The organism is Phormidesmis sp. 146-20 (assembly GCF_052939475.1).
Genome location: NZ_JBJPHT010000002.1, coordinates 208,654 through 232,506 on the forward strand (window position 1 = coordinate 208,654; position 23,853 = coordinate 232,506).

Sequence of the window (23,853 nt, forward strand, 5' to 3'; positions counted from 1 at the left end):
TGATGTGAAACAGCTTGAGGTGAGTGTCCACCCCAACAACTTCAAGCGTTTGGTCACAAACTCAGCAGAATGACGGCTCTATTCAAAAACTTATTATCGCTGCGTGGAATTGAATATCTGACGCTCAATCAGCAGCTAGAAATCGTAGAAACCTCGATCGACGTTCATCAATACGCAGACACCTCAGATGGATTTGTCCCCGGAAAGCATTGTTGTCTGGGGTTGCCAGAGTTGTTTGGGGTCGAAGCTGATCTAGAAGCCGTCATACAAGGACAGCGATCGGACTTTCGCCTCAGCGCGATCGCTCGTGCTTTGCCAGATGGTTCTCAGCGTTACTTTGACCTCTACGCCCTCAAGCATAACGAAGGTGACTGCAACCGTTCGCTGATTCTTTTTTTAGAAGACGTTTCTGAACGCATGACGCTCGAACAAAGTCTGGTGCAGGGCGCTAACGAAATGAGCCTGCTTCTTGGCGCATTAGAAACCTCTAAAAAATATGTCGATAAAATCATCACATCGATGGCGGACGCGCTAATCGTCACCACTTCGCTAGGAATCATCAAAACCGTCAATCAAGCGACTCAAGAACTGCTGGAATACGATCGCCAAGACCTCATTCACCAGCCGCTCTCCCTGATCATTGCCGACCCAAACTTTATGCCTCAAGCCATTCAGCCGTCGGTGGCTTTTCAGGGCAGAGTCTTGAGAGAGGTTGAAGTCGTCTGTCAAACCAAAACGGGAGAGAAGCGATCGATTGCTTTTTCTTGCTCAATGATCCAGACCGGACTCGATCAAAACACAGACTTTATCTACATCGGTCGAGATGTCACCGAGCAGCAGCGCACTCAGCAGCGGTTGATGGCTCAGTATACGACCAGCGGCATTCTCTCCAGATCTCCAACGCTGGCGACGGCCGTTGCAAAACTCTTGCCCGCGATTTGTCAAAGCCTGGAATGGGACATCGTTGAACTGTGGATGCCTCAAGAACACGTCACCGAAGAATGGCCCCTTTTGCCAGAAGAATTTCCGCGCTGTTCTGCGTTGGGCTTGCACTGTGTAGAAATCTGGTCTAGACCCTTGAGCGGCGCTCTAAAGTATGTGAAGGCCATGCGCGAGACCACGTTTACCTTCGGCGCAGGGCTGCCCGGACAAATCTGGAAAGACCAATCTCCCCTGTGGATCTCAGATGTAGCTCAGGCAGATTTTTTGCCCTCGACGATTTCTTCGAGTTACCCGCAAGGGGTCGCCGTCCAAGCCGGACTACACGCAGCCTTCGGCGTTCCAATTTACAGCAACAACGAAGTTTTGGGCGTGGTGACATTTTTGAGCCGCGAGGTCAGACAGCCCGACCCTGCCTTGATTCAGACTTTGATGGTAATTGGCAATCAGTTGGGTGAATTTATCCAGCGCAAACGAGCCGAAATCGCCCTTTCTGATCAGCAGCGCCAGACTGAGCATCTCTTGTGCAATGTGCTGCCCCGATCGATTGTCGATCGTCTCAAACAAGAACAAATCAAACTCGAACAACCGGGCAATCAATGGAGCGGTATCGCCGAACAGTTTGATGAGACAACGGTTTTGTTTGCGGATCTGGTGGGGTTTACACAGTTGACAGTCAGCCTTTCGCCGATCGAATTGGTCAGCTTGCTCAACGAAATCTTTTCGGCATTTGATCACTTGAGCGATCGCTACGGGTTAGAAAAAATCAAAACGATCGGGGATGCCTATATGGTTGTAGGAGGCGTGCCCAATCGACGCAAGGATCACGCTCAGGCGATCGCAGAAATGGCGTTAGAAATGCAAGCAGCCCTGGCTCAATTTAATCTCAAGAACCACAAAGAGTTTAGAATGCGGATTGGAATTCACAGTGGCTCGGTCGTCGCAGGCGTGATTGGGGTTAAAAAATTTATTTACGATCTGTGGGGTGACACTGTGAACACTGCAAATCGCATGGAGTCTCACGGATTAACCGGACAAATCCAAGTTTCGGCAACCACTTATCAATTACTAAAGCATCAGTATCACTTCACCAAAAGAGGTGCCATCTCTATCAAAAGCAAAGGAGAAATGAAGACCTATCTCCTCACAGGTCGGCAAATTTTCTGATCGTGTAACGTGAAGTTATGTAAAAGGATGAGATGTTGGTAGAATCATAAAACTTTCTTGGACGGAGCTTTAGTGCTTTCAGGAGGGCAGTCTTTTCCATTTACAAAAACAAGTAATATTACAAAAACAAATAATAACCGATCTGATACTTCCATTCCTCTGCACCGCACCATGTCTAGAATTTCTGATCGATCGCCTTGGCACGGATCAAACGTCGCGCTCTCGAAGAGATATCTGCTGACGCAGATGGCCTGCCTGCTATTGGGCGGATTGTTGATTTTGCCTCCTCAAAGCGTTTTGGCACAAGCGTCTAATCTAAACGCCACCCAGTCAGACCTCAATGATTTGCTGCAACAGGGGCGTGACTTGTTAGACGGAGGCAACCTGGCAGAAGCCCTGGCAATCTATCAGAGAGCCGCCGCGATCGACGAAAAAAATCCCCGAATCTTTTCTGGAATCGGCTACATCCAAGCCCAAAAAGGTAACTTTCAGGCAGCGGTGCAGGCTTATCAGCAAGCGATCGTGCTTGATCCGAGCAATCCTGATTTTGAGTACGCCCTCGCCTTTAGTCTGGCTAATTTAGGAGACGATGCCGCCGCCACGACCGCTTATCGTCGAGCTACTCAGCTTGCTCCCAAAAATCTCAATGCTCATCTGGGTTTGGGAGCCGTTCTACTGCGTCAGGGTCAATACGACAAAGCGATCGAAACCTATCGACGAGTCATCTCTCTCGATCCCAAAAATGCTCAAGCTCAAGCTTCGATCGGGTTCATGCTGCTTCAACAAGATCAGCCCAAACAAGCGATCGCTGCCTTAAATCGCGCCGTTGAGCTTGATCCTCGCAACAGCAACGCTCAAATTGGATTAGGGATGGCCTGGTTGAGTCAGGGCGATCGACCTGCGGCACTAGCAGCTTTTAATCGAGCTATCAAACGCGATCCCACCAACGGCAAGCTGCACCTTCAAGTCGGCAAAATCTTGCAGCAAACGGGCGATATCCAGGGCGCTCTGTCTTCTTATCAACGGGCGGTCAATGTCAGTCCCAAACTGGTGGATGCTCAAGTCGCTTTAGGAGAGTTGGCACTAGAGCAGCAGGAATACATGCGGGCAATTTTGGTTTATCGAGAAGTCATTGAGCTTGAGCCACAAAATCCTCGTGCGTACTTTCAATTAGGAACGGCGCTCCGGGCCCGCAATCGATCCTCTGAGGCAATCTCTGCTTTTGAGCAGGCCCGCTCTCTCTATCAGCAACAGGGCAAGTCCGAAGAAGTCAGTCAAGTAGAGAAGGTGCTCAAAGAGTTGAAGTGAGCCGTTTTTTGGCATGGATTCAATCTTCTCACCGTAACCAGTTACCTACGCTTCTCGTTGTCGAAGAATAAAGTCAGCGATCGCCAAATCCATCGGAGTCGTCACTTTCAAATTGGCTTCTTCGCCTTCAACAATTTGTACGGGCAAGCCACATTTCTCAAACAGGGCTGCGTCGTCTGTCACTTCCCATCCATGCTCACGGCCCTCAGCATGGCACTTCTTAAGTAGCGGGACTGAGAAGCCTTGAGGCGTTTGGGCGGCCCAGAGTTGACTGCGATCGGGCGTACTTTTGACCACGCGATCAGCATCGACGACCTTAATCGTGTCTTTCACGGGAACCGCCGCCACAAATCCCGAACAGGTCAGCAGCGCTTGAGAACAGCGATCGAGCAGATCCGGAGTTGCCAGACATCTCGCCCCATCATGAATCAACACCTGATCTGCATCGGGGGGAAGTGCCTGTAAGCCGTGATACACCGATTCTTGCCGGGTTGCGCCTCCTTGAATGAACTGCACAGATTTGGTGAGCGCCAAGGATGCGATAATCTGCTTAAACGCTTCCCAGTCGTCGGGTTGACCGATTATGCCAATCCAGCGAATCGAGTCGGCAGCTTCTGCGGCAATCAGCGTCCAAGCGATCAGAGGCTTGCCCCGAAGTTGCAGCAGTAGTTTGTTGCGAGGGGGTTTGCCCTGACTTTGCCACGCGCTGCCCATGCGTCGCCCTGATCCGGCTGCGGGAATGAGTAAATACACGAAAATGCCTCAAATTAGAAAGAGAAAAAAGATCAATTGGTCACGTTCGGATGAGTTTAATCGATCTACCTGGATCATGCCGAGAGCCTTCGGTTTCTAACCGAGGGGTGAAAGCTAACCACAGGCTTTAGCCTGCTGTGTGTCCGGGTTCTAGAGTATCTATCGGTTTTCCCGGAATCCTCTTACTAAACAGTATACAATTTAGTAGGAGGGAATTGAACAATGTTAAGCCTAACTTACGAGTACAAAGCAATGCCCACAGATGAGCAAGTCCAGCTAATCGAACACACCTTAACCGTGTGTCGAAAGGTGTGGAATTTTGCGCTTCGTGAGCGTAAAGACTGGCTGAATTCTCGCAAGTGTCCAATTAACGCCTGTTCGATTACTTCTGAATACATCATCTCTGCTGACGAGCCTTCTCCTAACTGGGCTGCACAGTGCAAAACACTGACAGCAGCTAAGGAGCAATTCCCAGAACTTAAAACGGTCAATGCTCAAGTATTGCAGCAAGTTCTGAGAAAGCTGGAAGCGGCTTTTGTAGACATGAAGCGTAAGGGGATGGGATTCCCTCGATTCAAGCACCGATATCGGATGCGCTCGTTTGTGTATCCGCAGTTGGGAAAAGCTCAGTTCCTCAAAGGCAATCAAATCAAGCTGCCTCAGTTGGGCTGGATAGAGTATGTCAAGTCTCGTGAAATACCGGACGGCTTCGTTGTGAAGCAGGTTCGCGTGGTTCGCAAAGCTTCGGGATACTTCCTCATGTTCACGCTCGAAAGTGATGTGAACGTCCCTGATCCAGTTCCGAGTGGGTATCCGCGTGGGATTGATTTGGGACTGGATAAGTTTGCTGCAACGTCCGATGGAGCGTTGATTGAACGCCCTCGATTCTTAGATTCATTGCACCGTAAGCTGAAATTGCTACAACGCAGACTGAAACATAAGCAGAAAGGCTCAAACAATCAACACAAACTCACTCGGAAGATTGCAAGGTTGCATCAGCGGATTGCGGACACTCGTAAAGACTGGCATTTCAAGCTGGCTCACAAACTCTGTGACGAAGCTGGAATGCTGTTTATCGAGGATATCGATTTCCGCACATGGGCGAAAGGAATGCTCGGAAAGCACACGCTCGATGCTGGGTTTGGGCAATTTGCTTCAATCCTGGAATGGGTGTGCTGGAAGCGCGGCGTTTACTTTGACAAGGTGAACAAGGATTACACCTCGCAGGTGTGCCCACAGTGCGATACGCATACCGGAAAAAAACGTTTGAGTGACAGGCTTCATGCTTGTCCTGAATGCGGTTACACGACTCATCGAGATGTGGCAGCCGCACAAGTGATCCGCAATCGCGGCATCTCTGCGCTGGGACGCAGCGTGGATCAAATTGCCTGTGGAGACGGTCTGACGGGGACTGGTAACAGTCTAGTTAAGAGTCCAAGAAGCAGGAAGAAAGGTGGAGAAGTGGTGCTTCAGCCCACTTCATAGCTGCCTTTGAGAATCCCCCGCGCTTCAGCCGGGGAAGTACGTCAAATTCACATAGAATAGTGAGCGGACAGCGCTTAAAGAAATGTTATGAGAATCCTTGCTCTAGTTCCTGGCGGAATTGGCGATCAAATTCTATTCTTCCCGACGATCGAAGATCTCAAAAAGGCGTATCCTGATGCCCAGATCGATGTAGTGGTTGAGCCGAGAGCGAAAGGCGCTTATCGAGTTTCTAAGTCTGTCAACGATACGATTTTGTTTGACTTTAAAGGCAGCAACAGCCTCGCTGATTTTGGCAATCTGTTGGGAGTGATTCGCGATCGCGAGTACGATCTGGCGCTAACACTAGGACAGCGGGGATCGGTGGGATTTTTGCTATGGTTGAGTGGTGTTCCGACGCGGATTGGCTACGGGTCGGGGTCAACGTCGAAGCTGTTTTTGACGAAGACCATTCCGCTTAACTCGGATCAGTATGCGGCGACGATGTACCATGACCTGCTCAAAGGCTTGGGGATCAATACGCCAACGCCAGAATTATCGGTGAGTGTGCCGACCAAAGATTTGGAGTGGGCAGACGGTGAGCGCAAGCGGTTGGGCATTCAAGACGGTCGCTATGTGGTGATTCACGGCGGCGCGAGTGAGCTTTCTCAACAGAAAGGCATCGACAAACTTTATCCCGTCGAAAGCTGGCAAGCGATTATTCGGGATTTTCAGCAACGTCAACCAGAATTACCGATCGTCCTGATCAAAGGCCCGGATGATGGGGCGATCGTCGGCGCTCTGACCCAAACCCTTCCCAAACTCAAAGTCACGTCACCCGACAATATTGGCAAACTGGTAGCGATGATTGCGGGAGCGAGTCTGATGCTCTGTACTGATAGCGCTCCGATGCATTTAGCGATCGCCGCTCAAACTTACACGTTGGCGTTATTTGGGCCGACTGATCCCGACAAACTGCTGCCCAAGAGTGAACGAGTTTTGGGCATTAAGTCCCCTACCGGGAAGATGACAGACCTCTCACCGCAGACGATTCTCGATCGCGTGTGGAATGGCTAGTTGAGATGGAACCTGACCCCCATCAGCGCTATCCGATCGCTCATCAACCGCGCATCTGTTTCCTCAAAAATTGTGTGATGTCGCCCAACATCATCGTGGGTGACTTTTCGTATTATGACGATCCGATCGATCCCCAGGGTTTTGAGCGAAACGTTCTCTACAACTATGGGAGCGATCGACTGATCATCGGTAAGTTTTGCGCCATTGCGACGAATGTTAAGTTCATCATGAATGGCGCAAACCACAAGCTAGATGGCATTTCCACGTATCCATTTCCCATTTTTGGCGGAGACTGGGAAGCCGAAATGTCTAAGCTAATGGATCTGCCCAGTCGAGGCGATACGATAGTCGGAAACGACGTGTGGATTGGCTATGAATCGCTGATCATGCCAGGTGTACAAATTGGAGATGGGGCGGTGATTGCTGCGAAGTCAGTTGTGGTAAAGGACGTTCCGCCTTATACGATCGCGGGGGGAAATCCTGCTCGTGTGCTCAAACTGCGGTTTAGTGAGGCTGAGATTGCCCAACTTTTAGAGATTCAATGGTGGAATTGGGCCATCGACAAGATCACCCGCAACATTGGTTTGATTATGGACACTGACATTCGAGCGCTGAGAAATGCTGAGTAGAAGAATTATCAGATCTCTGGTTCCCTTGAGTGCGATCGAGGCTCGTTTTGATCACTCCAGACTCGATCGGCATTCAACAAATTCTGAATCTGACAAACAAAGGAACCTCTGTCTTTTATGCTTCTTCCCTCATCAGCTTTTGCAGCGACAATCGAGAAGCCTGCGCCACACTGGGGTTGCTGTCTTTTTCTAAATACTTGAGGGCTGAAATACTCTTTTCGCTGGGCATGTGGCTCAACGCTTCGGCCAATCTCTGGCGCACCAGCCAATCGTCGGACTGAGCAAATCTCAACACCTGATCGACTGCATCGACCGCTTTGATTTCACCAAGAGCCGCGATCGCCGCCTGTTGTAGCACGACTTCTTCACTATCCAGGGCGCGAACCAGCACATCTCTGGCGCGAGGATCTTTGAGATTGCCCAACGCGACGGCCGCACTAAATCGCACCAGCCAATCCGTGTCTTCGTAAAAGGCGCGAACTAACGGTTCAAAAGCCCGAATGTCTTCTAGATACCCCAGCGCACCCGCCGCATCTGCACGAATTCCATAGTCTTTCTCATTTTCCAACAGGTGAATCAAAATCGGATAGCATTCGTCGGTTTGCTTGAGTCCCAGTGCAAAGACCGCCATCGATCGAATCTGTAAGCTCTCGTCATTCAACACTTTTTTGATCAACGGCACCGCTTCTTCGGCAGGAATATGTCGCAGAGATGCTAAAGCAATCATGCGATCGCGCGAACTTTCACTGTCAAGCTGGCTCGAAATTTCGTCGATGCTAAGACTCATAATTTTTACAAAACTTTATATTGCTCTCCTATTGTAGAAGCTAGACCAACACTCGAACATTAAAAATACCTCAATTTGACTCCGTGCGGGTCACTCGAAGAGATTGAGGTCTTCCGCTGCGTTATTTGTCCTTCTGCCCCTAATTCTGGAGGACTTTGAGACAAGATTTCTAACCCAAAGAATTTTACAACCTTGGTTAAATCCAGCCTCTTAGCCAATAGACGGCAATACCTACATATTCTTTGAGCGCTCTGGTGGTGCGTCGGAGTTGCTCGGCATCGGGTAGCGTGTTAAGCGTGTTTAACTCTAGACTGGCTCTGGCTTCTGGCTTGTCAAGCTGTAGGGCAGTAAAGTCGGCTGGAGCGGCGATCGCAGTTACGCCCACCCTTTTGAAAATTAATAGCGATCGGGGCATGTGCAATGCAGAAGTGACTAACAAAATTTGTCGAATCTTTTGCGCGTCCATGATCTGTTTTACATTCACAGCATTCTCGCGCGTGTTGAGCGAAGTGGAGTCTTCGAGTATTGCTGATTTGGGTACACCCATCGCTTCTAATAGTGTTGCCATATCGGATGATTCGGCGTTGACTCCACGATTCCACTCAAGGCGGCCACCGCTGAGAATCAAACGGGGTGCTTTGCCCTCGCGGTACAGTTTTGCAGCGTAGAGAACGCGATCGCCTTCTTCTCGAATTTCGACCCAGGGACGCGGGGGAACTTGCGACTCGGTTGCGCCACCCAGGACGACGATCGCCTCTGCTTTGGGCACTTCACCCGATGGAATATTTTGAAATTCGAGCGATCGTACCAGCCAATCACTGGCCCAGGCGCTACTGCTGACGAGAAGAATGATCAAGGTGAGCGCGATCGTAAAGGCGGCTAATCTCGGTCGCTTCCACACCAAAATAAAGGTCACAATCAGCAACAAACAACTCAACCCCAATGGATAAAAAAACAAAGGCAGCAGTTTAGACAGAAATAAAAACATGAATCAAAAAGTAAGGGTGCTCGTCTTATTTCTTCAATAGCTGACTGATAGAAACCGAAATATCTGGGAATGAAATAGGCGTTATTTCTGCTTCATTTAGCGTGATTTGAGATTGATAATTGCCGTCGATCGATTCTCGAAAAACAATTAATTCCATCTTCTGCAAATTAACGACCCAATATTCAGGAATGCTCACTTTTGCATAAATTTTGCTCTTGATCTCTAGATCTTTTGCCAAACTAGAATTAGAGAATTCAATCAGCCAAAAAATGTCTTCTGGATAGGGATGATGATCGAAATAAATATCACCTAAAGATTGAACGATCGCAATGTCGGGTTCGGGTTCTGAATTGCCTGGTAATGTGATCGGTTTGTCTACTCGAATGTGGGCGCGACCTCGCAATAACTCTCTCAAATAGTCAGCCGATCGAGTGCTGAGGTGGGCGTGGGGTTCTCCTTCGAGCGACATTTCTGTGATTTCTCCGTTGAGTAATTCGACGTGGCGATCGTCCAAAATGCCCGCTTCGATCATCTTGTGATAGTCGTCAATTGTCCATTTTGCAAGGATGATAGTCATTGGTCGATCGCTCTCCGATTACTTGGCTAATGCTTGCTCGATCGCACTCGCTAATTCTGAAGAATTGGGTGCCACACTGCTGCGATATCGAGCGATAACTTCACCTGTTTTGCTAATGAGAAATTTCTCAAAATTCCAACTCACATCGCCTGCGGGAATCACAGAATCCGTCAAGGTTTTGTAGAGTGGATGCTGATTGGCTCCTTTGGCGTGAACTTTGTCAAATAGCTCAAACGTTACCCCATAGCTGCTATCGCAAAACTGCACAATTTCCTCATTGGTTCCAGGTTCCTGCGCTCCAAAATCGTTGCAGGGAAAGCCCAACACGCGCAACCCTTTGTCTTTGTATTGTTGATTGAGTTGTTCTAGCCCTTTGTATTGAGGCGTATAACCGCAGTAAGAAGCCACATTGACCACGAGCAACACGTTTCCGGCGTAGTCTGCCAGCTTTTTGTCTGTGCCGTCGATCGTCTTCACTGTAATCTCAGAAACGCTGCTCATAAATTTTCACTCTGCTTTAGCGACTTCATTATCTACAAAATTCTGGATTCGCTGCCAGACCTGTTCTAGTAAATCGGGGCGATCGGCATCAAACCATTCAATTCTCAAATCTGCTCGAAACCAGGTGCGCTGACGTTTGGCAAATTGGCGCGTATGCAGAACGATCGCTTTCTGCGCTTCAGTTAGAGAAATCTCACCTCTAAGATACGATTTCATTTCGCGATATCCGAGCGTATCCAATAGGGGCAAATCTTCGCCATACTTCTCGCACAGCGATCGCACTTCTGTTTCAAATCCCAACTCGATCATTTGGGCTGTGCGTTTTTGAATGCGACGATCTCCTCGAGTTACCCGCAAGGGGTCGCCCGCCTCGACATCGACACAATCCAGTCCAATTTGCAGAATCGGATACATGGGCGGAGTCTCACCCTGCTGCTCAGAAATCGGGCGACCCGTCACATAAAACACTTCCAATGCTCGCAGCGTTCGCACCTGATCATTGGCATGAATCTTTTGAGCGGAAGCGGGATCGACCTGCTGTAAGAAGTGATAAAGCTGACCCTGACCGAGAGATTGAAGCTGCGATCGCAATTCTGGCTGAGGCGAGACTCTGGGAATTTTGAGACCTTGAACGATCGATTTAATATAGAGTCCGGTGCCGCCGACTAAAAGTGAGGCGTGAGGCGTGAGGCGTGAGGCGTTTTTTGTAGAACCTTCTGGTTTGGAGAGGGGAAGTGAGAAACCAGGATGTTGCTCGATCGTTTGTCTTGCTTGCGTTTGATACTCTGCCAGGGTCAGCGTTTCGGTGGGGTCACAAACGTCAATGAGATGGTGGGGAACTTGTTTTTGCTCTGAGAGGGTTGGTTTTGCAGTTCCGATGTTAAACTCTCGATACACTTGACGGGAATCGGCGCTGACAATGGCTGAATTTAACCGTTGGGCGATCGCAAGCGCCAACCCAGATTTTCCTGTGGCGGTGGCTCCACAGATTACAATGAGATAGGGTACGTTTGTATTGGTTTGAGGGAGAGGGCGATCGTTTCCAAAATCTTTAGGCAAAATAGACTGATCCATCCCCATCATGAAATCCGCTTGAGATTGCTCATAAATCGCTTATAAGGCTTTTGTGCTAAAATTTTTATAGAATTTGTCCTCTGAATCATTAGAGAGTTTCAGACTGCCCAATGGAGCGCTTCACTTATGACAACTAACTACGGTGCTGATCAGATTCAAGTCCTCGAAGGTCTTGAGCCTGTTCGGAAGCGGCCCGGAATGTACATCGGAAGTACAGGCCCACGAGGACTTCACCACTTAGTTTACGAGGTTGTAGACAACTCAGTCGATGAGGCGCTGGCGGGCTACTGCAAAAATATCGAAGTCAGCCTCAATGCCGATGGTTCCGTCTCGGTCACAGACGATGGGCGCGGCATCCCGACCGACATTCACCCCCGCACGGGTAAGTCGGCCCTCGAAACGGTCATGACGATCCTCCACGCAGGCGGAAAGTTTGGCGGCGGTGGCTACAAAGTCTCTGGCGGCCTTCACGGCGTGGGGATCTCGGTCGTTAACGCCTTATCTGAATGGGTCGAAGTCAGCGTTTGGCGTGAGAAAAAAGTCCACACTCAGCGCTTTGAGCGCGGCATTGCGATCGGCACTCTAGAAGTCAAACCATCGCCAGACCCCGCTCGTACAGGCACCTCCGTTTCTTTTTTGCCTGATACCACGATTTTTGTAACGAGTATTGAGTTTGACTACTCGACGATCGCCGGCCGCCTCAGAGAGTTGGCCTACTTGAATGGTGGCGTGAGAATCACCTTTAGCGACAGCCGCCCCGACTCGCTCGAAGACGGTCAGCCACACGTCGAAACCTACTTCTATGAAGGCGGGATTCGCGAATACATCAGCTACATGAACCGCGACAAGCAGCCGCTCCACGAAGAAGTGATCTTTGTGCATGGCGAACGCAACAATGTCCAGGTGGAAGTCTCGCTGCAATGGTGTGTGGATGCTTACACCGATAATATTCTCGGCTTTGCCAATAACATTCGCACGATCGACGGCGGCACCCACTTAGAAGGCTTGAAGGCGGTTCTGACTCGAACGCTGAACGCGATCGCTCGTAAACGCAACAAAATCAAAGAAGGCGAATCCAATCTTGCCGGAGAAAACATTCGCGAAGGGTTGACGGGCGTGATTTCGGTCAAAGTCCCTGACCCCGAATTTGAAGGACAAACCAAGACAAAGCTGGGCAATACCGAAGTTCGAGGCATCGTCGATTCGCTGGTGGGCGAGGTGTTGACGGAGTATCTGGAGTTTCGTCCTGGCGTTGCGGATGCCATTCTCGAAAAGGCGATTCAGGCCTTTAATGCGGCAGAAGCGGCCCGTCGAGCTAGAGAATTAGTCCGACGTAAGTCTGTTTTAGAATCTTCGACGCTGCCCGGTAAGCTGGCGGATTGTGCGTCGCGTGACCCTGGCGAATCGGAAATCTTCATCGTGGAAGGTGATTCTGCGGGCGGTTGTTTTCGGGGAGATACACAGGTTGCTTTGGCAGATGGTCGTCATCTCAGCTTTGAAGAAATCGTGGCAGAACAGGCGATCGGCCGAGAGCATTTCTGCTACACCATTCGCAAAGACGGCTCGATCGGACTGGAGCAGATCATCAACCCGCGCATCACAAAACAGAATGCGACTGTCGTCAAGGTCACACTAGACAATGGTGAAGAAATTGTCTGTACGCCTGACCACCGCTTTATGTTACGAGATGGCACCTATAAGCCTGCCGCTGAGTTGACTTCTCACGATTCGCTAATGCCGCTCTACCGCAAGCTCTCCAGCACAGCCGAAAGCGGAATCACGATCGACGGCTACGAAATGGTCTGGAACCCCCGCAGCGACTCATGGCTATTTACCCACGTTTTAGCGGATTGGTATAACTGCTGGCAAGGGGTCTATTCCAAAGCTTCTGGAGATCATCGTCATCACCTTGATTTCAACAAACGCAACAACAATCCCTCCAACATCCAACGCTTATCTGCAACCGAGCATCTAGAACTGCATCGTCTTCAATTATCTAAAACACTGCATCGAGCCGATGTGGTTGAAAAGTGTCGATCAATTCATCAAGATGCGGCATTTCGCGCCAAGATGAGCGATCGCATGAAGCAGCCCAAAACACGCCAAATTCTTTCTGAGCAAGCAAAGGCGCAATGGCAAGATAAGACTTACAAAGCCTACATGATGGCGCAGTGGCAGACGTTCTACAACACAAACTCATTGTATCGTCAGCAAAACGCGGCTTATCTCAATCAGGCGCAGCGAGACTATTGGAGCGTTCAAGAAAACCGTTTAGCTCAATCAGAACGAGTTACTCAGTTCTTTGCACAACATCCTGAAGCACGAGAAATGCTGTCTCAGCAAGCAGAAACACAGTGGCAAGATGCCGATTTGCTGGCTTGGCGGCGACAAAAAACAAAAGAGCAATGGACACCTGAGTTTCGATCGCAGCGCAAACTTGCCTTGCAGCAGACCTATTATCAGAAAACCCTCAAGGTTCTCAAGCAAATTGAAGTTGAGCAAGGAACGACAGATTTGGAGGCTTATCGAGCTTACCGAATCCAAACCAGAGATAAGTCACTGCTGAAGTTTGAAACCTTTTGCGATCGCTATTTTGACGGTTCGCCGAGTCAAGCGCTGGAAGCAGTTTCAAACTATAATCATCGCGTTGTTTCAGTGGAGTCGTTGACTGAGCAGTTTGATGTCTATGACATTGAAGTGCCCCACACTCATAACTTTGCGTTGGCGGGTGGTGTCTTTGTTCATAACAGTGCCAAGCAAGGGCGCGATCGGCGTTTTCAGGCAATCTTGCCGCTGCGGGGTAAGATTCTCAACATTGAGAAAACGGATGACGCGAAAATTTACAAGAATACTGAAATTCAAGCGTTGATCACGGCGTTGGGATTGGGGATTAAAGGTGAAGAGTTTGACTCGTCTCAACTGCGCTATCACCGAATTGTAATCATGACTGATGCAGACGTAGATGGCGCACACATTCGCACGTTGCTGCTGACGTTCTTTTATCGCTATCAGCGGTTGATGGTTGACCAAGGCTTTGTGTATATCGCCTGTCCGCCGCTTTATAAATTAGAGCGAGGACGCAATCATTTCTATTGCTATAGCGATCGCGAGCTGCAACAGCGCATCTCCGAATTTCCCCAAAACGCCAACTACACGATTCAGCGATTTAAGGGACTGGGCGAAATGATGCCTCAGCAACTCTGGGATACGACCATGAATCCTGAAACCCGGACGCTAAAACGAGTTGAGATCGAAGACGCTGCTGAAGCCGATCGCGTGTTTACGGTGCTGATGGGCGATCGAGTCGCTCCCCGTCGCGAGTTTATCGAAACCTATGGGCCGAAGATGAATCTGACCGATCTGGACATTTAAGCTACTGCCTGGTCGCCCGTAAGTTGCAATTTGTCACGCAAAAACTAAAAAATTGTCGCGCAATACTTGCAAATCACTCAGTCCAGTCAGGCTAAAAGTGTCTGTTAAACTCAGCACCAAATCTAGCCATAACCGCACCTGACCCCAGTACTGGTTGAGGTTCGCTGGTGGTTTCTTCTCTGTATGCGAAGTCTAGAACTGATGCTGAGTTTAAAATAGACAAAACGATTTGGCGGATGGATCACAGAGAGCATTTGGAGCGAAGCCAATCATGACACAGGCGCTTGAAAAACCAAGATTGTCAGAAGATAAGGTAGCCGTCTACTACGATCGCACCTGGGAACAATTCAAATGTATTCAAAAGGGCTTAGAAGGACACCCAGGTGTGCGGTTGAGCTTTTATGAAGGAGTGGTTGAAGTATTCATGCCAGGGCAACCGCACGAAATTTTCAAAAAAGTCATCGCGGCTCTCCTCGAAACATTCTTTTTTGAGTGGGATATTCGGATAATTCCGACCGGCGCTGTTACCCAGGAGCAGGAAGGAGTGGCTTCTGCTCAGGCGGATGAATCCTACTGCTTTGGGGAAGCTAAATCCATTCCAGATCTTTCCATTGAGGTCATCTTTACAAGCGGTTCTGTCACAAAGTTAGAACGTTATCAAGCGTTAAGAGTACCTGAAGTTTGGCTTTGGAAGGATGGACTGCTCACCCTGTATCGGTTAGGAGAGAGCGGGTACACCCGAATTTACAAAAGCCAAATTCCCGAACTAGCAAATTTAGACATTGAGCTACTTTCTCGCTGTGTTTTAATTGGCGAAACAGACTGGCTAGAAGCTATGCGGACGTTTAAGAGTGCAATTTCAAGAGTCTAGTAGACAAAGCGTAGAGATAAATTGTGGTTCTAGAGAATTACAGATGCGCGATTCATTTAGTGATTTTGCAACTTAAGTACGAGGAAATTGCAGTTTAATGCGACTAAAAGAATGTAAGAGGATGTCTTAAAAGTCATCTCGCTGCTAGCAGAACGGGTTAGATCCCCCCTAGCACCCTTAAAAAGGGAGGAACCAGGTTTAAAATCCCCCTTTTAAGCGGGCGGGATCTCCGAGTCTCTATCTTCACAACAAAAGACCTTTAAAGCATCCTCTAAAACCTTGCATTCTCGTTCAAACATTTGCAGCCTATGTGCGATCTTATACTGCTCTAGAAACGCTCCCACAATCCCCTATTCTGGAAGAGTTTGAGCCAAAAATCTGGTCTTAAAGTTCTCTAGAATGGGGAGATTGGGGTCCGAGCGCGCAAGCAATAAACTTTCTCGAATTGACGTTAACAATTACGTGAATTCGATGAAATCCTTCGCTGCCGTTACAAATCCGGGCAGCCCCCTAAATCCCCCACGAGTGAGGGACTTTGAACGAAGACTATGATCTAAAAGTCCCCCAGATTGGGGGGTTGGGGGGCAGAAGCGCTGAAGACCGAAGCGAAAAACTCCCATCGAATTCACGTTAACAATTAGACGGCCGTAACCTCTGGAGTGACGATCGCAGATGGGTGAGTCACAGCAACCCCTGGATAACTCGGAGAAATCGCCGCAGGACTAGGAAACGGCTTGCCAAATGAGAAAGCGTAGGCAGTGGAACCGTGTAAACACAAATGTTTCAGGCGTTCTTTGGCCTGCTCAACGGTGGGGAATTCTCCAACTGGGAGCCACCAGAGTGCGAGAATCGGTTGATTGGTTTTGACAAACCAGCGGCGGCGATCGCGCATTACTCCCGCATGAGCACCCTGATAAACATAGTCAGATAGCGCCTGGAGCGATCGCCAAACGGTGAGGGTGATCAAGATGCGATCGTCCTCAAAGGCTCGAATGTTTGTCGCGTCGTCTTCTCCTTCACTGCGTAAGCGCCAGACAAAACCAGGGTCAACATCGGCAACTCGATTGACATCGCGAATTTGGGCGACAAAATCAGCCATCTGTGGGTCGTGTAAAGGAGCGCGAAGCGTTGCAATATTAACTTGGGCAAGATGAAATAATTCCGGGTAAATTCGCTGCATCGTCTAAACCAGGTAGATAGTTAGTGAAAATCTTCGCACAAATCATCTATCTCAAGGGGTATCTATTGACGCGATTTAGTTAATAACTTTAGATATGAAAACAATTGCTCTGTTGCTGTCTCTTTTGCTGTTTGTCGGGATCGTACCTTCGGTAGAGGCTGCAACCTGTCGCACGTTAAACGAGCAGCGGATTTGCATCATTCAAATCAAACGCAGCGCCAAAAACCACTGGGAATATCGTGCATCTGTCAGCGTGGATGGCGTAGTGACTGCGATGGAATTTTATGATTGTCGCCAAAAAATTAAGGTACAAAACGATGGGCGGGTGGTGCACTCCGATCGAGATCCCTCCGTCCAATTAATTTGCAGTTTCTTTAAGTGATGAAAAAGTTTCTTGAATTTGAGCAGTTGTCTCTCAAGTCTCAGATGTCAGGTTTCAACACGAATTCGACAAACTTCTTCACTTCAGTTGCCAATCCGAGAACGCTTCCTAAATCTTTCATAAATAGAGGACTTTGAACTAAAATTCTTGTCTTAAAGTCCCGCAGAATTTGGGGTTGGCAGGCAGAAGCTTGACAGCAAAGCGAAGAAACTTTGTCGAACTTACAGCAGGTTTAACTTCTAGAATCTGGAGTAGTGACCTCGCACCTGTAGCCTTTGGGCAACTATGAGAGAATCTCCCCTAACCGTCGATCGAGGTTATTCAACACGATAAGAGTCTTTGGATTTCAACTTACAAAACTGCTCCTGACACTTCCTGGGTAGCTTACTAAACTCCCTGAAAGACATCTGTCGAAAACATTTCTGATAATGTCCGTAGATAAGGAATCAAGATCGTCATGTCTGCGGGAGAGAGTTGTGCGTATAGCTCCCAGCCGATCACCTGCAACATATCCTGCACCATCTGCCACTTGACCTTTAGGCGAGGATAGAGCATCACACACAGTGGAAACAATTGGCGCTGCACCGAAGAGACATTTCCCTCTAGCGCGCATAGACATAGATAGACCAAAAACATCTCAACATCGCGCAGGCTAGAAGTCCTCACATCTGATGAGTTGAGACTGCCGCTGTAAGTTTGATAACCCGGATTGAGACGACGAATTTGATCACAAACGCGATGGGCGACGCGACTACTAATCGGCAACAAATTTTGCACAGCCACTAGCTCAGGAGAATCGGCATCATGGTTTGCCGCCGCCTGATAAGCATCTCGCAATGGCATATACATGTGATCGTCCATTACTTTGAGGTAGGGCGAAAATAGCAGATGCTCGGCAGGAGAAAGCTGGTCTAAAAGAACCTTGCCCGTATGGTGAAACTGCATACTGACAAAGCCGATCGTGCGCGGATCTTCGGCTGTATATTTTTGGCGGAGCCGCCCGCAGTCATCCCCAATTACGACTGAGAGACGCTGGGGGGTGAGTCGATCGCCATACGCCACTAGGGCCTTCTCAAATAGCTGATGGGAGTCTGCTGCAATTTGCCAGGGGTCAAGCAAATCAGAATCAATCCCATGACGCAACACTTCGACTGCCAAAAGATTTTCGGTCATCGACCAGGCCTGAGCGCTGGCTGATTTTAGACTTTTCATCAGCTTCTCAGTGGTATATTGTCGCCCTTCTAAAGAAGCGTAATCCGAGAAGCGATCGACCTTCTTGATCTGCGCTTCGTCATAATCTGAAGTGACTGAGACGATGTACTTTCTCGCCCAGGCCGCCGCCAGTGTGTGCAGATTTGATTTGGCTGTGTCTGTCGGGGGACGCTCGTCAGAAGGAGTCTCGGAGGTACGAGCAGGGGGAACAATCTGAGTCTGGATGGATACCGATCGCGTCATTGTTTTAGCCCAAACTTGTCAAAAAATTAACGATAAACAGAGTGACCAAACGTACAGCACAAATTGTTTGCGTTCGGTTACTTCTGGAACTTTATTAGAGCAAACTAGCAGCCAGAGGATAACCTGAGTCCAGATCGCTCTTGATGGCTAACCTGGGTAAATACTGAAAATGCCTGAATCAAGATCTCATTTAATGAGAGTAAATATACCGTAAGGAAGAATCAAGCACAACCAGTTTGTGAGATTGGAGATTCTTTTTTCACTAGATTTTTATTATTTCTTAATACCATTCTGCAAGTTTCACTATCTACACACTAGTTATGCGAGGAATGCACTAGCTAAATAATTGTATATTCCAGAGAACACCTACTTATCTTGAAATATGCAGTTTGGGAGCAACCAGGATCGTTTGTCTAAATTCCTACTGATATCGCCAGATGAAGCGATCGTCTCTCCCACCCACTTGCTATCACTGGGCAGAACCCTCCTCCCTCCTCCCTCCTCCCTCCTCCCTCCTCCCTCCTCCCTCCTCCCTCCTCCCTCATTCCTCCTCCCCCATCCCTCCTCAAAAGCTCACGCCGAGGTCTAGCTTGGTATCTTCCCTCTATAATTAAGGATTGTAATTTAGACCCAGAAAGCCCCCTGGTATTGTCCCCAGGAGTTTGTAACCCTATGTCAGAAGAACTTCGTGCCACTCGTATCGAAAAAGCTGAACAACTTAAGCAACTGGGCATTAACCCCTACGCTTATCGCTGGCAGTCAACCCACTCCGCTCACGAACTGCAAGAGAAATATGCTGAGTTGTCCAATGGGGAAGAAATTGAGATCGAGGTGGCGATCGCAGGCAGAATTCTTGCGCGGCGGGTGTTTGGTAAACTGGCGTTTTTTACGTTGCAGGATGAAACAGGCAGCATTCAGCTTTACCTGGATAAGAAGCGCATTCAAGAACACATGGGCGAGGCAGATCCGCAGGCATTTGACCATCTAAAACAGCTTACCGATGTGGGAGATATCATCGGCGCAAAAGGCACGGTAAAACGCACCGAGAAAGGCGAACTCTCGGTCTATGTCAAAGACTATACAATGCTAACGAAATCGCTGCTGCCACTGCCTGATAAATGGCATGGACTCACCGACGTGGCAAAGCGTTACCGCCAGCGATATGTCGATTTGATTGTCAATCCTGAAGTGAGAGAAACGTTTCGACGACGCGCCTTAATCACTGCGGGGATGCGTCGCTACCTTGATCAGCAAGGCTTTATCGAAATCGAAACGCCCGTTCTGATGTCAGAAGCTGGGGGCGCAGATGCTCGTCCGTTTGTGACTTATCACAACACAATGGACATGGACTTGTATCTGCGAATCGCCACAGAATTGCACCTAAAACGGTTGGTCGTCGGCGGGTTTGAAAAGGTGTTTGAGATGGGGCGGATCTTTCGCAATGAGGGGATTTCGACTCGACACAATCCGGAGTTTACGACGATCGAGGTTTATCAAGCCTACGCCGACTATCAAGACATGATGGTTCTGACTGAAACCATGATTACAACCGTCGCGCAAACGGTTTTAGGAACGCTGCAACTCACCTATCAGGGCGAATCGGTTGACCTGACTCCTCCGTGGCGCAGAGTAACCATGCACGACATTGTTCAGGAAAAAACGGGCGTTGATTTTTCGCAATTCTCCTCTCTAGACGAGGCAAAATCGGCTGCCAAAACTGCGGGATTGATGGATGTAGAGAACTGTGACTCGATCGGCAAACTTCTCAACGAAGCCTTTGAGCAAACAGTGGAGACGACCTTAATTCAGCCAACTTTTGTGTTGGATTATCCGATCGAGATTTCTCCGTTAGCCAAGCCCCATCGCACCAAACCTGGACTGGTGGAACGATTTGAGTTATTTATGGTCGGCCGTGAAACTGCCAATAGCTTTTCTGAGTTGACCGACCCCCTAGATCAGCGAGAACGTCTCGAAGCGCAAGCTGCCCGCAAAGCTGCCGGAGATCTCGAAGCGCATGGCGTTGATGAAGACTTCTTAACTGCGCTGGAATATGGAATGCCGCCGACAGGAGGATTGGGGATCGGCATCGATCGTTTGGTGATGGTGCTCACTGATTCCGCTAGTATCCGCGATGTGATCGCCTTCCCATTGTTGAAACCTGAGAAATCTGATTCTGAGGGCGAGGAAGATTCAGAAAGTTAGGGCGAATGAATCCTCTTCGCTTCGGTGTTTCAATTTTCTGCCCCCCAACCTCGAACTCTGAGGAACTTTTAGATACGACGTTCAAAGTCTCTCTCTGCTGGAATTTGGGGAGCGGACTGGACTGACAACCGCAGTGAAAGATTTCCTCGAATCCACGTTTAACTAACATCCGTTGACCAAAGTGCTTCTCGGATCGGCGGGTTCGCTGTTAGAAAGCCAGCCAAAACTGGGTGAAATTCCGAAATTTCTGCCAAACGTTCGCTGGAGGTCAACTTCTACCCACACTTCGCCGTTTGCATCTTTTCGAGTAGTCGTCACCCCTCCAACCTGTGTGACAAAAACGCGCTGATTAGCCCCGACGGCCGCGATCGCCGCTGCCCCACGCTTGGAGTCTCGGCGCACATCCATTGAAATGACGGTACTTCTCACGAGGCGACACACACTCGTTTTGGTGGCATTTGGCGGAGTGACGGGAGTCGTGGGTCTTCCACAATCGAGCGCGGCATAATCCACAAATCCACTCGGCTTAATCTGGACACGGGCAGGCGGAACGCTGGGTAACGGTTCTACTAGAGCCACCGCAGTCCCCACATTCAGCGGACGAATCGGCAGCACCTCTGGGTCTCTAGGATTTGGCGTTCTAAAAACCGAAGTCGTCTTACTGACCACACAAGCCACTTGAGCCAATCGCATCGGAGCAGGTCGAGAAACCGCCAAAACAGGCAACTCTACCGCGATCGTCGCTATCGTCACCCCGGCTAAAACTCTGACCAAAAGGCTGCGATCGTTCACCTTATTCATCCATAAAGCTCCCATATCCATCACACCCAAACCTCTAAATTGCTGAGACATACTGAACTCATATTCTTTCAGTACCACAATTTAACGGGTAAGTCCACAGCTTTAGAAGGTTGTGCGAGAGTTGTGACAATCGGGGAGCCTATAGAACGCGATGGGCAACTTCTTCAGAAATGGTGAGTTACCCACCTGCGAGGTCGTCGTCTACTAACCGCTCGTTAGAAGGAGAAGGTTGTGCGGAGCGTGCCGATCACAGAATCGGCGTTGTTTCTGGACTGATCGGGAGCCGTAACCCAGATAACGCCGGGCGTGATGGAAATCCGATCGTTCACTTGATATCGATAAAACGCTTCGACATGCAGTGAGGTGTCATTGGCCAATCCCAATTGAGTGAGGCTGATGTTGTTGCGATCGACACTGCCAAGATATGGCTCGACCCCAACGACAACCCCACCCAAACTGCCCTTCTTCAACAGATCTGGAAAGGCTAACCCTACGCCGTAGTACCAGATTTCACCATGAAAGGTGCGATCGTTCACCATCAGATCGGTGTAGCCCCCAAAGGCATTGATTGCAATTCCAGGACTGAGCCTAAACGCGACAGATGCCCCATAGGAGTTGGTAAACGCATTTAACCCCAGTCCCGTGTTGAGCGCATTGGCGGGAGCCGTCCCGGTGAGAAAGCGATCGCCGCCCATATCAAAGATCGAATTGCCCGAAAAATGGAAGCCATGTACAAAGGTCAATCCTACTTGCAGCGCAGGACTGGGTTTGAGCGTCAGTTGTCCGACGACCGCATCATTGCCACCAAACAAGCCGCGATCGGTCGCAGGATCAGGCGCATTCTCAGACAGATAACCGCCCGTCAGCACAAATCTCTCGTCACGGTCAAGCGCAAAGCTCACTGCAAAGCCTGCCCCACCCCCAATTCGATAAATGGGATTTTGTTGCCCAAAGGTCGAAATTGAGCCATTGCCACCATCCTGATCATCAAAAAACGGATTAGCCGTCGAGACAAAATGGCTGCTGCGTCCGCCCGTTGCCGCAACATAGACTTTAATTTGTTCGCCAATGGGGAAGGTGTAATCTAAGCGATCGAGCGAAACTTGATTGCCACTATCCCCATTGACGCTTGAACTCAACGTTCCTTCGGCCGTGCCCTGTGGAACAGCAGGCGCGAGACTCGCAGGTGAATTCGGTGTGATGAAATTTCCAGCCGTGAGACGAGTGTGCAAAATGTCTCGACCGCTAAAGCTGGTTTGCAGATCTACCCGCACGCGATCCTGCAAGACGGCGTTGTTGTTGCCAAAATCAGAGGCTTGATCGCCAAAGAAGTCTGTTACCGCAAAAATCGCTTCTCCACTCAGCTTGGTGGTGGTTGAGAACTGCTGCTTTTCTAACGTCGTAGTGCGCGCTTCTAATGCATCAACTCGTCCGCGTAGCGTTGCCAATTCTCCAGCAAATTCTTCTTGCAGTCTTTGTAGCGTCACTAAATCTTCTTTTTTGACGAGATCTGCGGTTGATGCAGCGATTAACTCATTGACGCGATCGAGACACGCATTCAATCCGGCTGCAAATTCATACCGTGTCATGGCTCGATTACCACGATAGGTTTTATCTGGGTATCCCGCGATACATCCGTAGCGTTCCACCAAGGATTGCAGCGCTTGAAAGGCCCAGTCTGTAGGGCGCACGTCTGACAGTTGAGAGACGGAGGTAACTTGAGGCTGCGATGTGTCTGAAGGGGCTTGTGAAGGGGCGGCTTCTGCGGGAACGGACGGGGCGGCGGTGGGAGTTTCTGAAGCCTGTAGCGGGACGGTTTCAATCTTGGGAACAGGAGCGATCGGTTGAGAAGCCTGTGGCGGAGCGGTGACGGGAGCAGCGATCGGCGTTCCTGCTGGCGGCGGGGCAGTTTCGCTAACTGGGTCTGACGGTTTCGGTGGAACAGTTTCGATCTTTGCAGGAATATAGGATGATTCGTCGATCGTTCCAGGAGGCGCGGTCTGCGGCGGCATGGCTTGTGCAATGAGAGAAACCGACGACTCGGCACCTCCAGGACTCGCTAACAAAACGCCCAACATTCCTGAGAGCATCAACACTGCTCCTCTGCCCTTAAGATTCACCATACTAACCTCACAGCTATTAACAACAGGAACTCCAATAGAGTTCGCTTCTATTTAAGGTCAAATTTTGATTTTGGCACGAGAAAGTTTGGAAATGAACAATTAACTTTATAAAAACTAGCGACTTGTGCCTCCTTAAATGCTCCAGGAAAATCCTCCAAGATTGTCAGTTCACAACATTTTCAAATCATCTACGCTAGAAATAGTCC

19 protein-coding genes are annotated in these 23,853 nt (G+C 49.3%); 9 read left to right on the top strand and 10 right to left on the bottom strand.

Features of this window, described 5'->3' with window-relative positions:
• Positions 1–69: 69 nt before the first annotated feature.
• Both ACKFKH_RS03110 and ACKFKH_RS03115 read left to right on the top strand, forming a co-directional pair.
• The gene (locus ACKFKH_RS03110) at positions 70–2,106 is read left to right on the top strand and encodes an adenylate/guanylate cyclase domain-containing protein (protein WP_446856767.1); all 2,037 of its coding nucleotides are present in this window, start codon (positions 70–72) and stop codon (positions 2,104–2,106) included.
• 171 nt (positions 2,107–2,277) lie between these two features.
• A complete protein-coding gene (locus tag ACKFKH_RS03115; RefSeq protein ID WP_446856768.1) occupies positions 2,278–3,414 on the top strand; it encodes a tetratricopeptide repeat protein in 1,137 nt (378 codons plus the stop codon).
• Between the two features lie 45 nt (positions 3,415–3,459).
• Here ACKFKH_RS03115 and ispD read toward each other — a convergent pair whose 3' ends face one another.
• A complete protein-coding gene (gene ispD / locus ACKFKH_RS03120) occupies positions 3,460–4,167 on the bottom strand; it encodes a 2-C-methyl-D-erythritol 4-phosphate cytidylyltransferase (RefSeq protein WP_446856769.1) in 708 nt (235 codons plus the stop codon).
• Between the two features lie 222 nt (positions 4,168–4,389).
• Here ispD and ACKFKH_RS03125 point away from each other — a divergent pair, with 222 nt between their 5' ends.
• The 3 genes from ACKFKH_RS03125 to ACKFKH_RS03135 all read left to right on the top strand — a co-directional run bounded on the left by ACKFKH_RS03125 (position 4,390) and on the right by ACKFKH_RS03135 (position 7,334).
• Positions 4,390–5,652 (top strand): RNA-guided endonuclease InsQ/TnpB family protein, encoded by a 1,263-nt coding sequence (locus tag ACKFKH_RS03125; protein WP_446856770.1) that lies wholly within the window; start codon positions 4,390–4,392, stop codon positions 5,650–5,652.
• 87 nt (positions 5,653–5,739) lie between these two features.
• Positions 5,740–6,705 (top strand): glycosyltransferase family 9 protein, encoded by a 966-nt coding sequence (locus ACKFKH_RS03130; protein WP_446856771.1) that lies wholly within the window; start codon positions 5,740–5,742, stop codon positions 6,703–6,705.
• Between the two features lie 5 nt (positions 6,706–6,710).
• Positions 6,711–7,334 (top strand): CatB-related O-acetyltransferase, encoded by a 624-nt coding sequence (locus ACKFKH_RS03135; RefSeq protein ID WP_446856772.1) that lies wholly within the window; start codon positions 6,711–6,713, stop codon positions 7,332–7,334.
• A gap of 115 nt (positions 7,335–7,449) precedes the next feature.
• Here ACKFKH_RS03135 and ACKFKH_RS03140 read toward each other — a convergent pair whose 3' ends face one another.
• The 5 genes from ACKFKH_RS03140 to miaA form a co-directional block, all read right to left on the bottom strand.
• Positions 7,450–8,121 carry a HEAT repeat domain-containing protein gene (locus ACKFKH_RS03140; RefSeq protein WP_446856773.1) on the bottom strand — a complete coding sequence of 224 codons (672 nt, stop codon included), beginning with the start codon at positions 8,119–8,121 and terminating at the stop codon, positions 7,450–7,452.
• A gap of 196 nt (positions 8,122–8,317) precedes the next feature.
• The gene (locus ACKFKH_RS03145; RefSeq protein WP_446856774.1) at positions 8,318–9,109 is read right to left on the bottom strand and encodes a YdcF family protein; all 792 of its coding nucleotides are present in this window, start codon (positions 9,107–9,109) and stop codon (positions 8,318–8,320) included.
• A gap of 25 nt (positions 9,110–9,134) precedes the next feature.
• On the bottom strand, positions 9,135–9,686 hold the full coding sequence (locus ACKFKH_RS03150; protein ID WP_446856775.1) for a Uma2 family endonuclease: 552 nt from the start codon (positions 9,684–9,686) through the stop codon (positions 9,135–9,137).
• 18 nt (positions 9,687–9,704) lie between these two features.
• Positions 9,705–10,187 (bottom strand): glutathione peroxidase, encoded by a 483-nt coding sequence (locus ACKFKH_RS03155; protein WP_446856776.1) that lies wholly within the window; start codon positions 10,185–10,187, stop codon positions 9,705–9,707.
• 6 nt (positions 10,188–10,193) lie between these two features.
• Positions 10,194–11,261: a tRNA (adenosine(37)-N6)-dimethylallyltransferase MiaA gene (gene miaA, locus ACKFKH_RS03160; protein ID WP_446856777.1), complete on the bottom strand. Its 1,068-nt coding sequence runs from the start codon at positions 11,259–11,261 to the stop codon at positions 10,194–10,196.
• A 126-nt stretch (positions 11,262–11,387) separates the two neighbouring features.
• Between miaA and gyrB the strand changes: the two genes are divergently transcribed.
• A complete protein-coding gene (gene gyrB, locus ACKFKH_RS03165) occupies positions 11,388–14,633 on the top strand; it encodes a DNA topoisomerase (ATP-hydrolyzing) subunit B (RefSeq protein ID WP_446856778.1) in 3,246 nt (1,081 codons plus the stop codon).
• A gap of 271 nt (positions 14,634–14,904) precedes the next feature.
• Positions 14,905–15,504, top strand: a complete 600-nt coding sequence (locus tag ACKFKH_RS03170) for a Uma2 family endonuclease (RefSeq protein WP_446856779.1) — start codon at positions 14,905–14,907, stop codon at positions 15,502–15,504.
• A 637-nt stretch (positions 15,505–16,141) separates the two neighbouring features.
• Here the strand turns inward: ACKFKH_RS03170 and ACKFKH_RS03175 are convergent.
• Positions 16,142–16,684 (bottom strand): DUF3291 domain-containing protein, encoded by a 543-nt coding sequence (locus ACKFKH_RS03175; protein ID WP_446856780.1) that lies wholly within the window; start codon positions 16,682–16,684, stop codon positions 16,142–16,144.
• A 94-nt stretch (positions 16,685–16,778) separates the two neighbouring features.
• Between ACKFKH_RS03175 and ACKFKH_RS03180 the strand changes: the two genes are divergently transcribed.
• The gene (locus tag ACKFKH_RS03180) at positions 16,779–17,066 is read left to right on the top strand and encodes a hypothetical protein (RefSeq protein ID WP_446856781.1); all 288 of its coding nucleotides are present in this window, start codon (positions 16,779–16,781) and stop codon (positions 17,064–17,066) included.
• Positions 17,067–17,453: 387 nt separating this feature from the next.
• Here the strand turns inward: ACKFKH_RS03180 and ACKFKH_RS03185 are convergent, their stop codons facing one another.
• Positions 17,454–18,521 (bottom strand): hypothetical protein, encoded by a 1,068-nt coding sequence (locus tag ACKFKH_RS03185; RefSeq protein ID WP_446856782.1) that lies wholly within the window; start codon positions 18,519–18,521, stop codon positions 17,454–17,456.
• A 672-nt stretch (positions 18,522–19,193) separates the two neighbouring features.
• Between ACKFKH_RS03185 and lysS the strand changes: the two genes are divergently transcribed.
• The gene (gene lysS / locus ACKFKH_RS03190) at positions 19,194–20,723 is read left to right on the top strand and encodes a lysine--tRNA ligase (RefSeq protein ID WP_446856783.1); all 1,530 of its coding nucleotides are present in this window, start codon (positions 19,194–19,196) and stop codon (positions 20,721–20,723) included.
• Positions 20,724–20,885: 162 nt separating this feature from the next.
• Here lysS and ACKFKH_RS03195 read toward each other — a convergent pair whose 3' ends face one another.
• Both ACKFKH_RS03195 and ACKFKH_RS03200 read right to left on the bottom strand, forming a co-directional pair.
• Positions 20,886–21,575 carry a hypothetical protein gene (locus tag ACKFKH_RS03195; protein WP_446856784.1) on the bottom strand — a complete coding sequence of 230 codons (690 nt, stop codon included), beginning with the start codon at positions 21,573–21,575 and terminating at the stop codon, positions 20,886–20,888.
• Positions 21,576–21,739: 164 nt separating this feature from the next.
• Positions 21,740–23,647, bottom strand: a complete 1,908-nt coding sequence (locus ACKFKH_RS03200) for an iron uptake porin (protein ID WP_446856785.1) — start codon at positions 23,645–23,647, stop codon at positions 21,740–21,742.
• Positions 23,648–23,853: the final 206 nt, after the last annotated feature.

Bases quoted from the DNA above. Each gene is read 5' to 3' on its own strand.
- ACKFKH_RS03110 (WP_446856767.1), top strand. From the start codon at position 70: ATGACGGCTCTATTCAAAAACTTATTATCGCTGCGTGGAATTGAATAT.
- ACKFKH_RS03115 (WP_446856768.1), top strand. From the start codon at position 2,278: ATGTCTAGAATTTCTGATCGATCGCCTTGGCACGGATCAAACGTCGCG.
- ACKFKH_RS03125 (WP_446856770.1), top strand. From the start codon at position 4,390: ATGTTAAGCCTAACTTACGAGTACAAAGCAATGCCCACAGATGAGCAA.
- ACKFKH_RS03130 (WP_446856771.1), top strand. From the start codon at position 5,740: ATGAGAATCCTTGCTCTAGTTCCTGGCGGAATTGGCGATCAAATTCTA.
- ACKFKH_RS03135 (WP_446856772.1), top strand. From the start codon at position 6,711: ATGGAACCTGACCCCCATCAGCGCTATCCGATCGCTCATCAACCGCGC.
- ACKFKH_RS03140 (WP_446856773.1), bottom strand. From the start codon at position 8,121: ATGAGTCTTAGCATCGACGAAATTTCGAGCCAGCTTGACAGTGAAAGT.
- ACKFKH_RS03145 (WP_446856774.1), bottom strand. From the start codon at position 9,109: ATGTTTTTATTTCTGTCTAAACTGCTGCCTTTGTTTTTTTATCCATTG.
- ACKFKH_RS03150 (WP_446856775.1), bottom strand. From the start codon at position 9,686: ATGACTATCATCCTTGCAAAATGGACAATTGACGACTATCACAAGATG.
- ACKFKH_RS03155 (WP_446856776.1), bottom strand. From the start codon at position 10,187: ATGAGCAGCGTTTCTGAGATTACAGTGAAGACGATCGACGGCACAGAC.
- miaA (WP_446856777.1), bottom strand. From the start codon at position 11,261: ATGGATCAGTCTATTTTGCCTAAAGATTTTGGAAACGATCGCCCTCTC.
- gyrB (WP_446856778.1), top strand. From the start codon at position 11,388: ATGACAACTAACTACGGTGCTGATCAGATTCAAGTCCTCGAAGGTCTT.
- ACKFKH_RS03170 (WP_446856779.1), top strand. From the start codon at position 14,905: ATGACACAGGCGCTTGAAAAACCAAGATTGTCAGAAGATAAGGTAGCC.
- ACKFKH_RS03175 (WP_446856780.1), bottom strand. From the start codon at position 16,684: ATGCAGCGAATTTACCCGGAATTATTTCATCTTGCCCAAGTTAATATT.
- ACKFKH_RS03180 (WP_446856781.1), top strand. From the start codon at position 16,779: ATGAAAACAATTGCTCTGTTGCTGTCTCTTTTGCTGTTTGTCGGGATC.
- ACKFKH_RS03185 (WP_446856782.1), bottom strand. From the start codon at position 18,521: ATGACGCGATCGGTATCCATCCAGACTCAGATTGTTCCCCCTGCTCGT.
- lysS (WP_446856783.1), top strand. From the start codon at position 19,194: ATGTCAGAAGAACTTCGTGCCACTCGTATCGAAAAAGCTGAACAACTT.
- ACKFKH_RS03195 (WP_446856784.1), bottom strand. From the start codon at position 21,575: ATGTCTCAGCAATTTAGAGGTTTGGGTGTGATGGATATGGGAGCTTTA.
- ACKFKH_RS03200 (WP_446856785.1), bottom strand. From the start codon at position 23,647: ATGGTGAATCTTAAGGGCAGAGGAGCAGTGTTGATGCTCTCAGGAATG.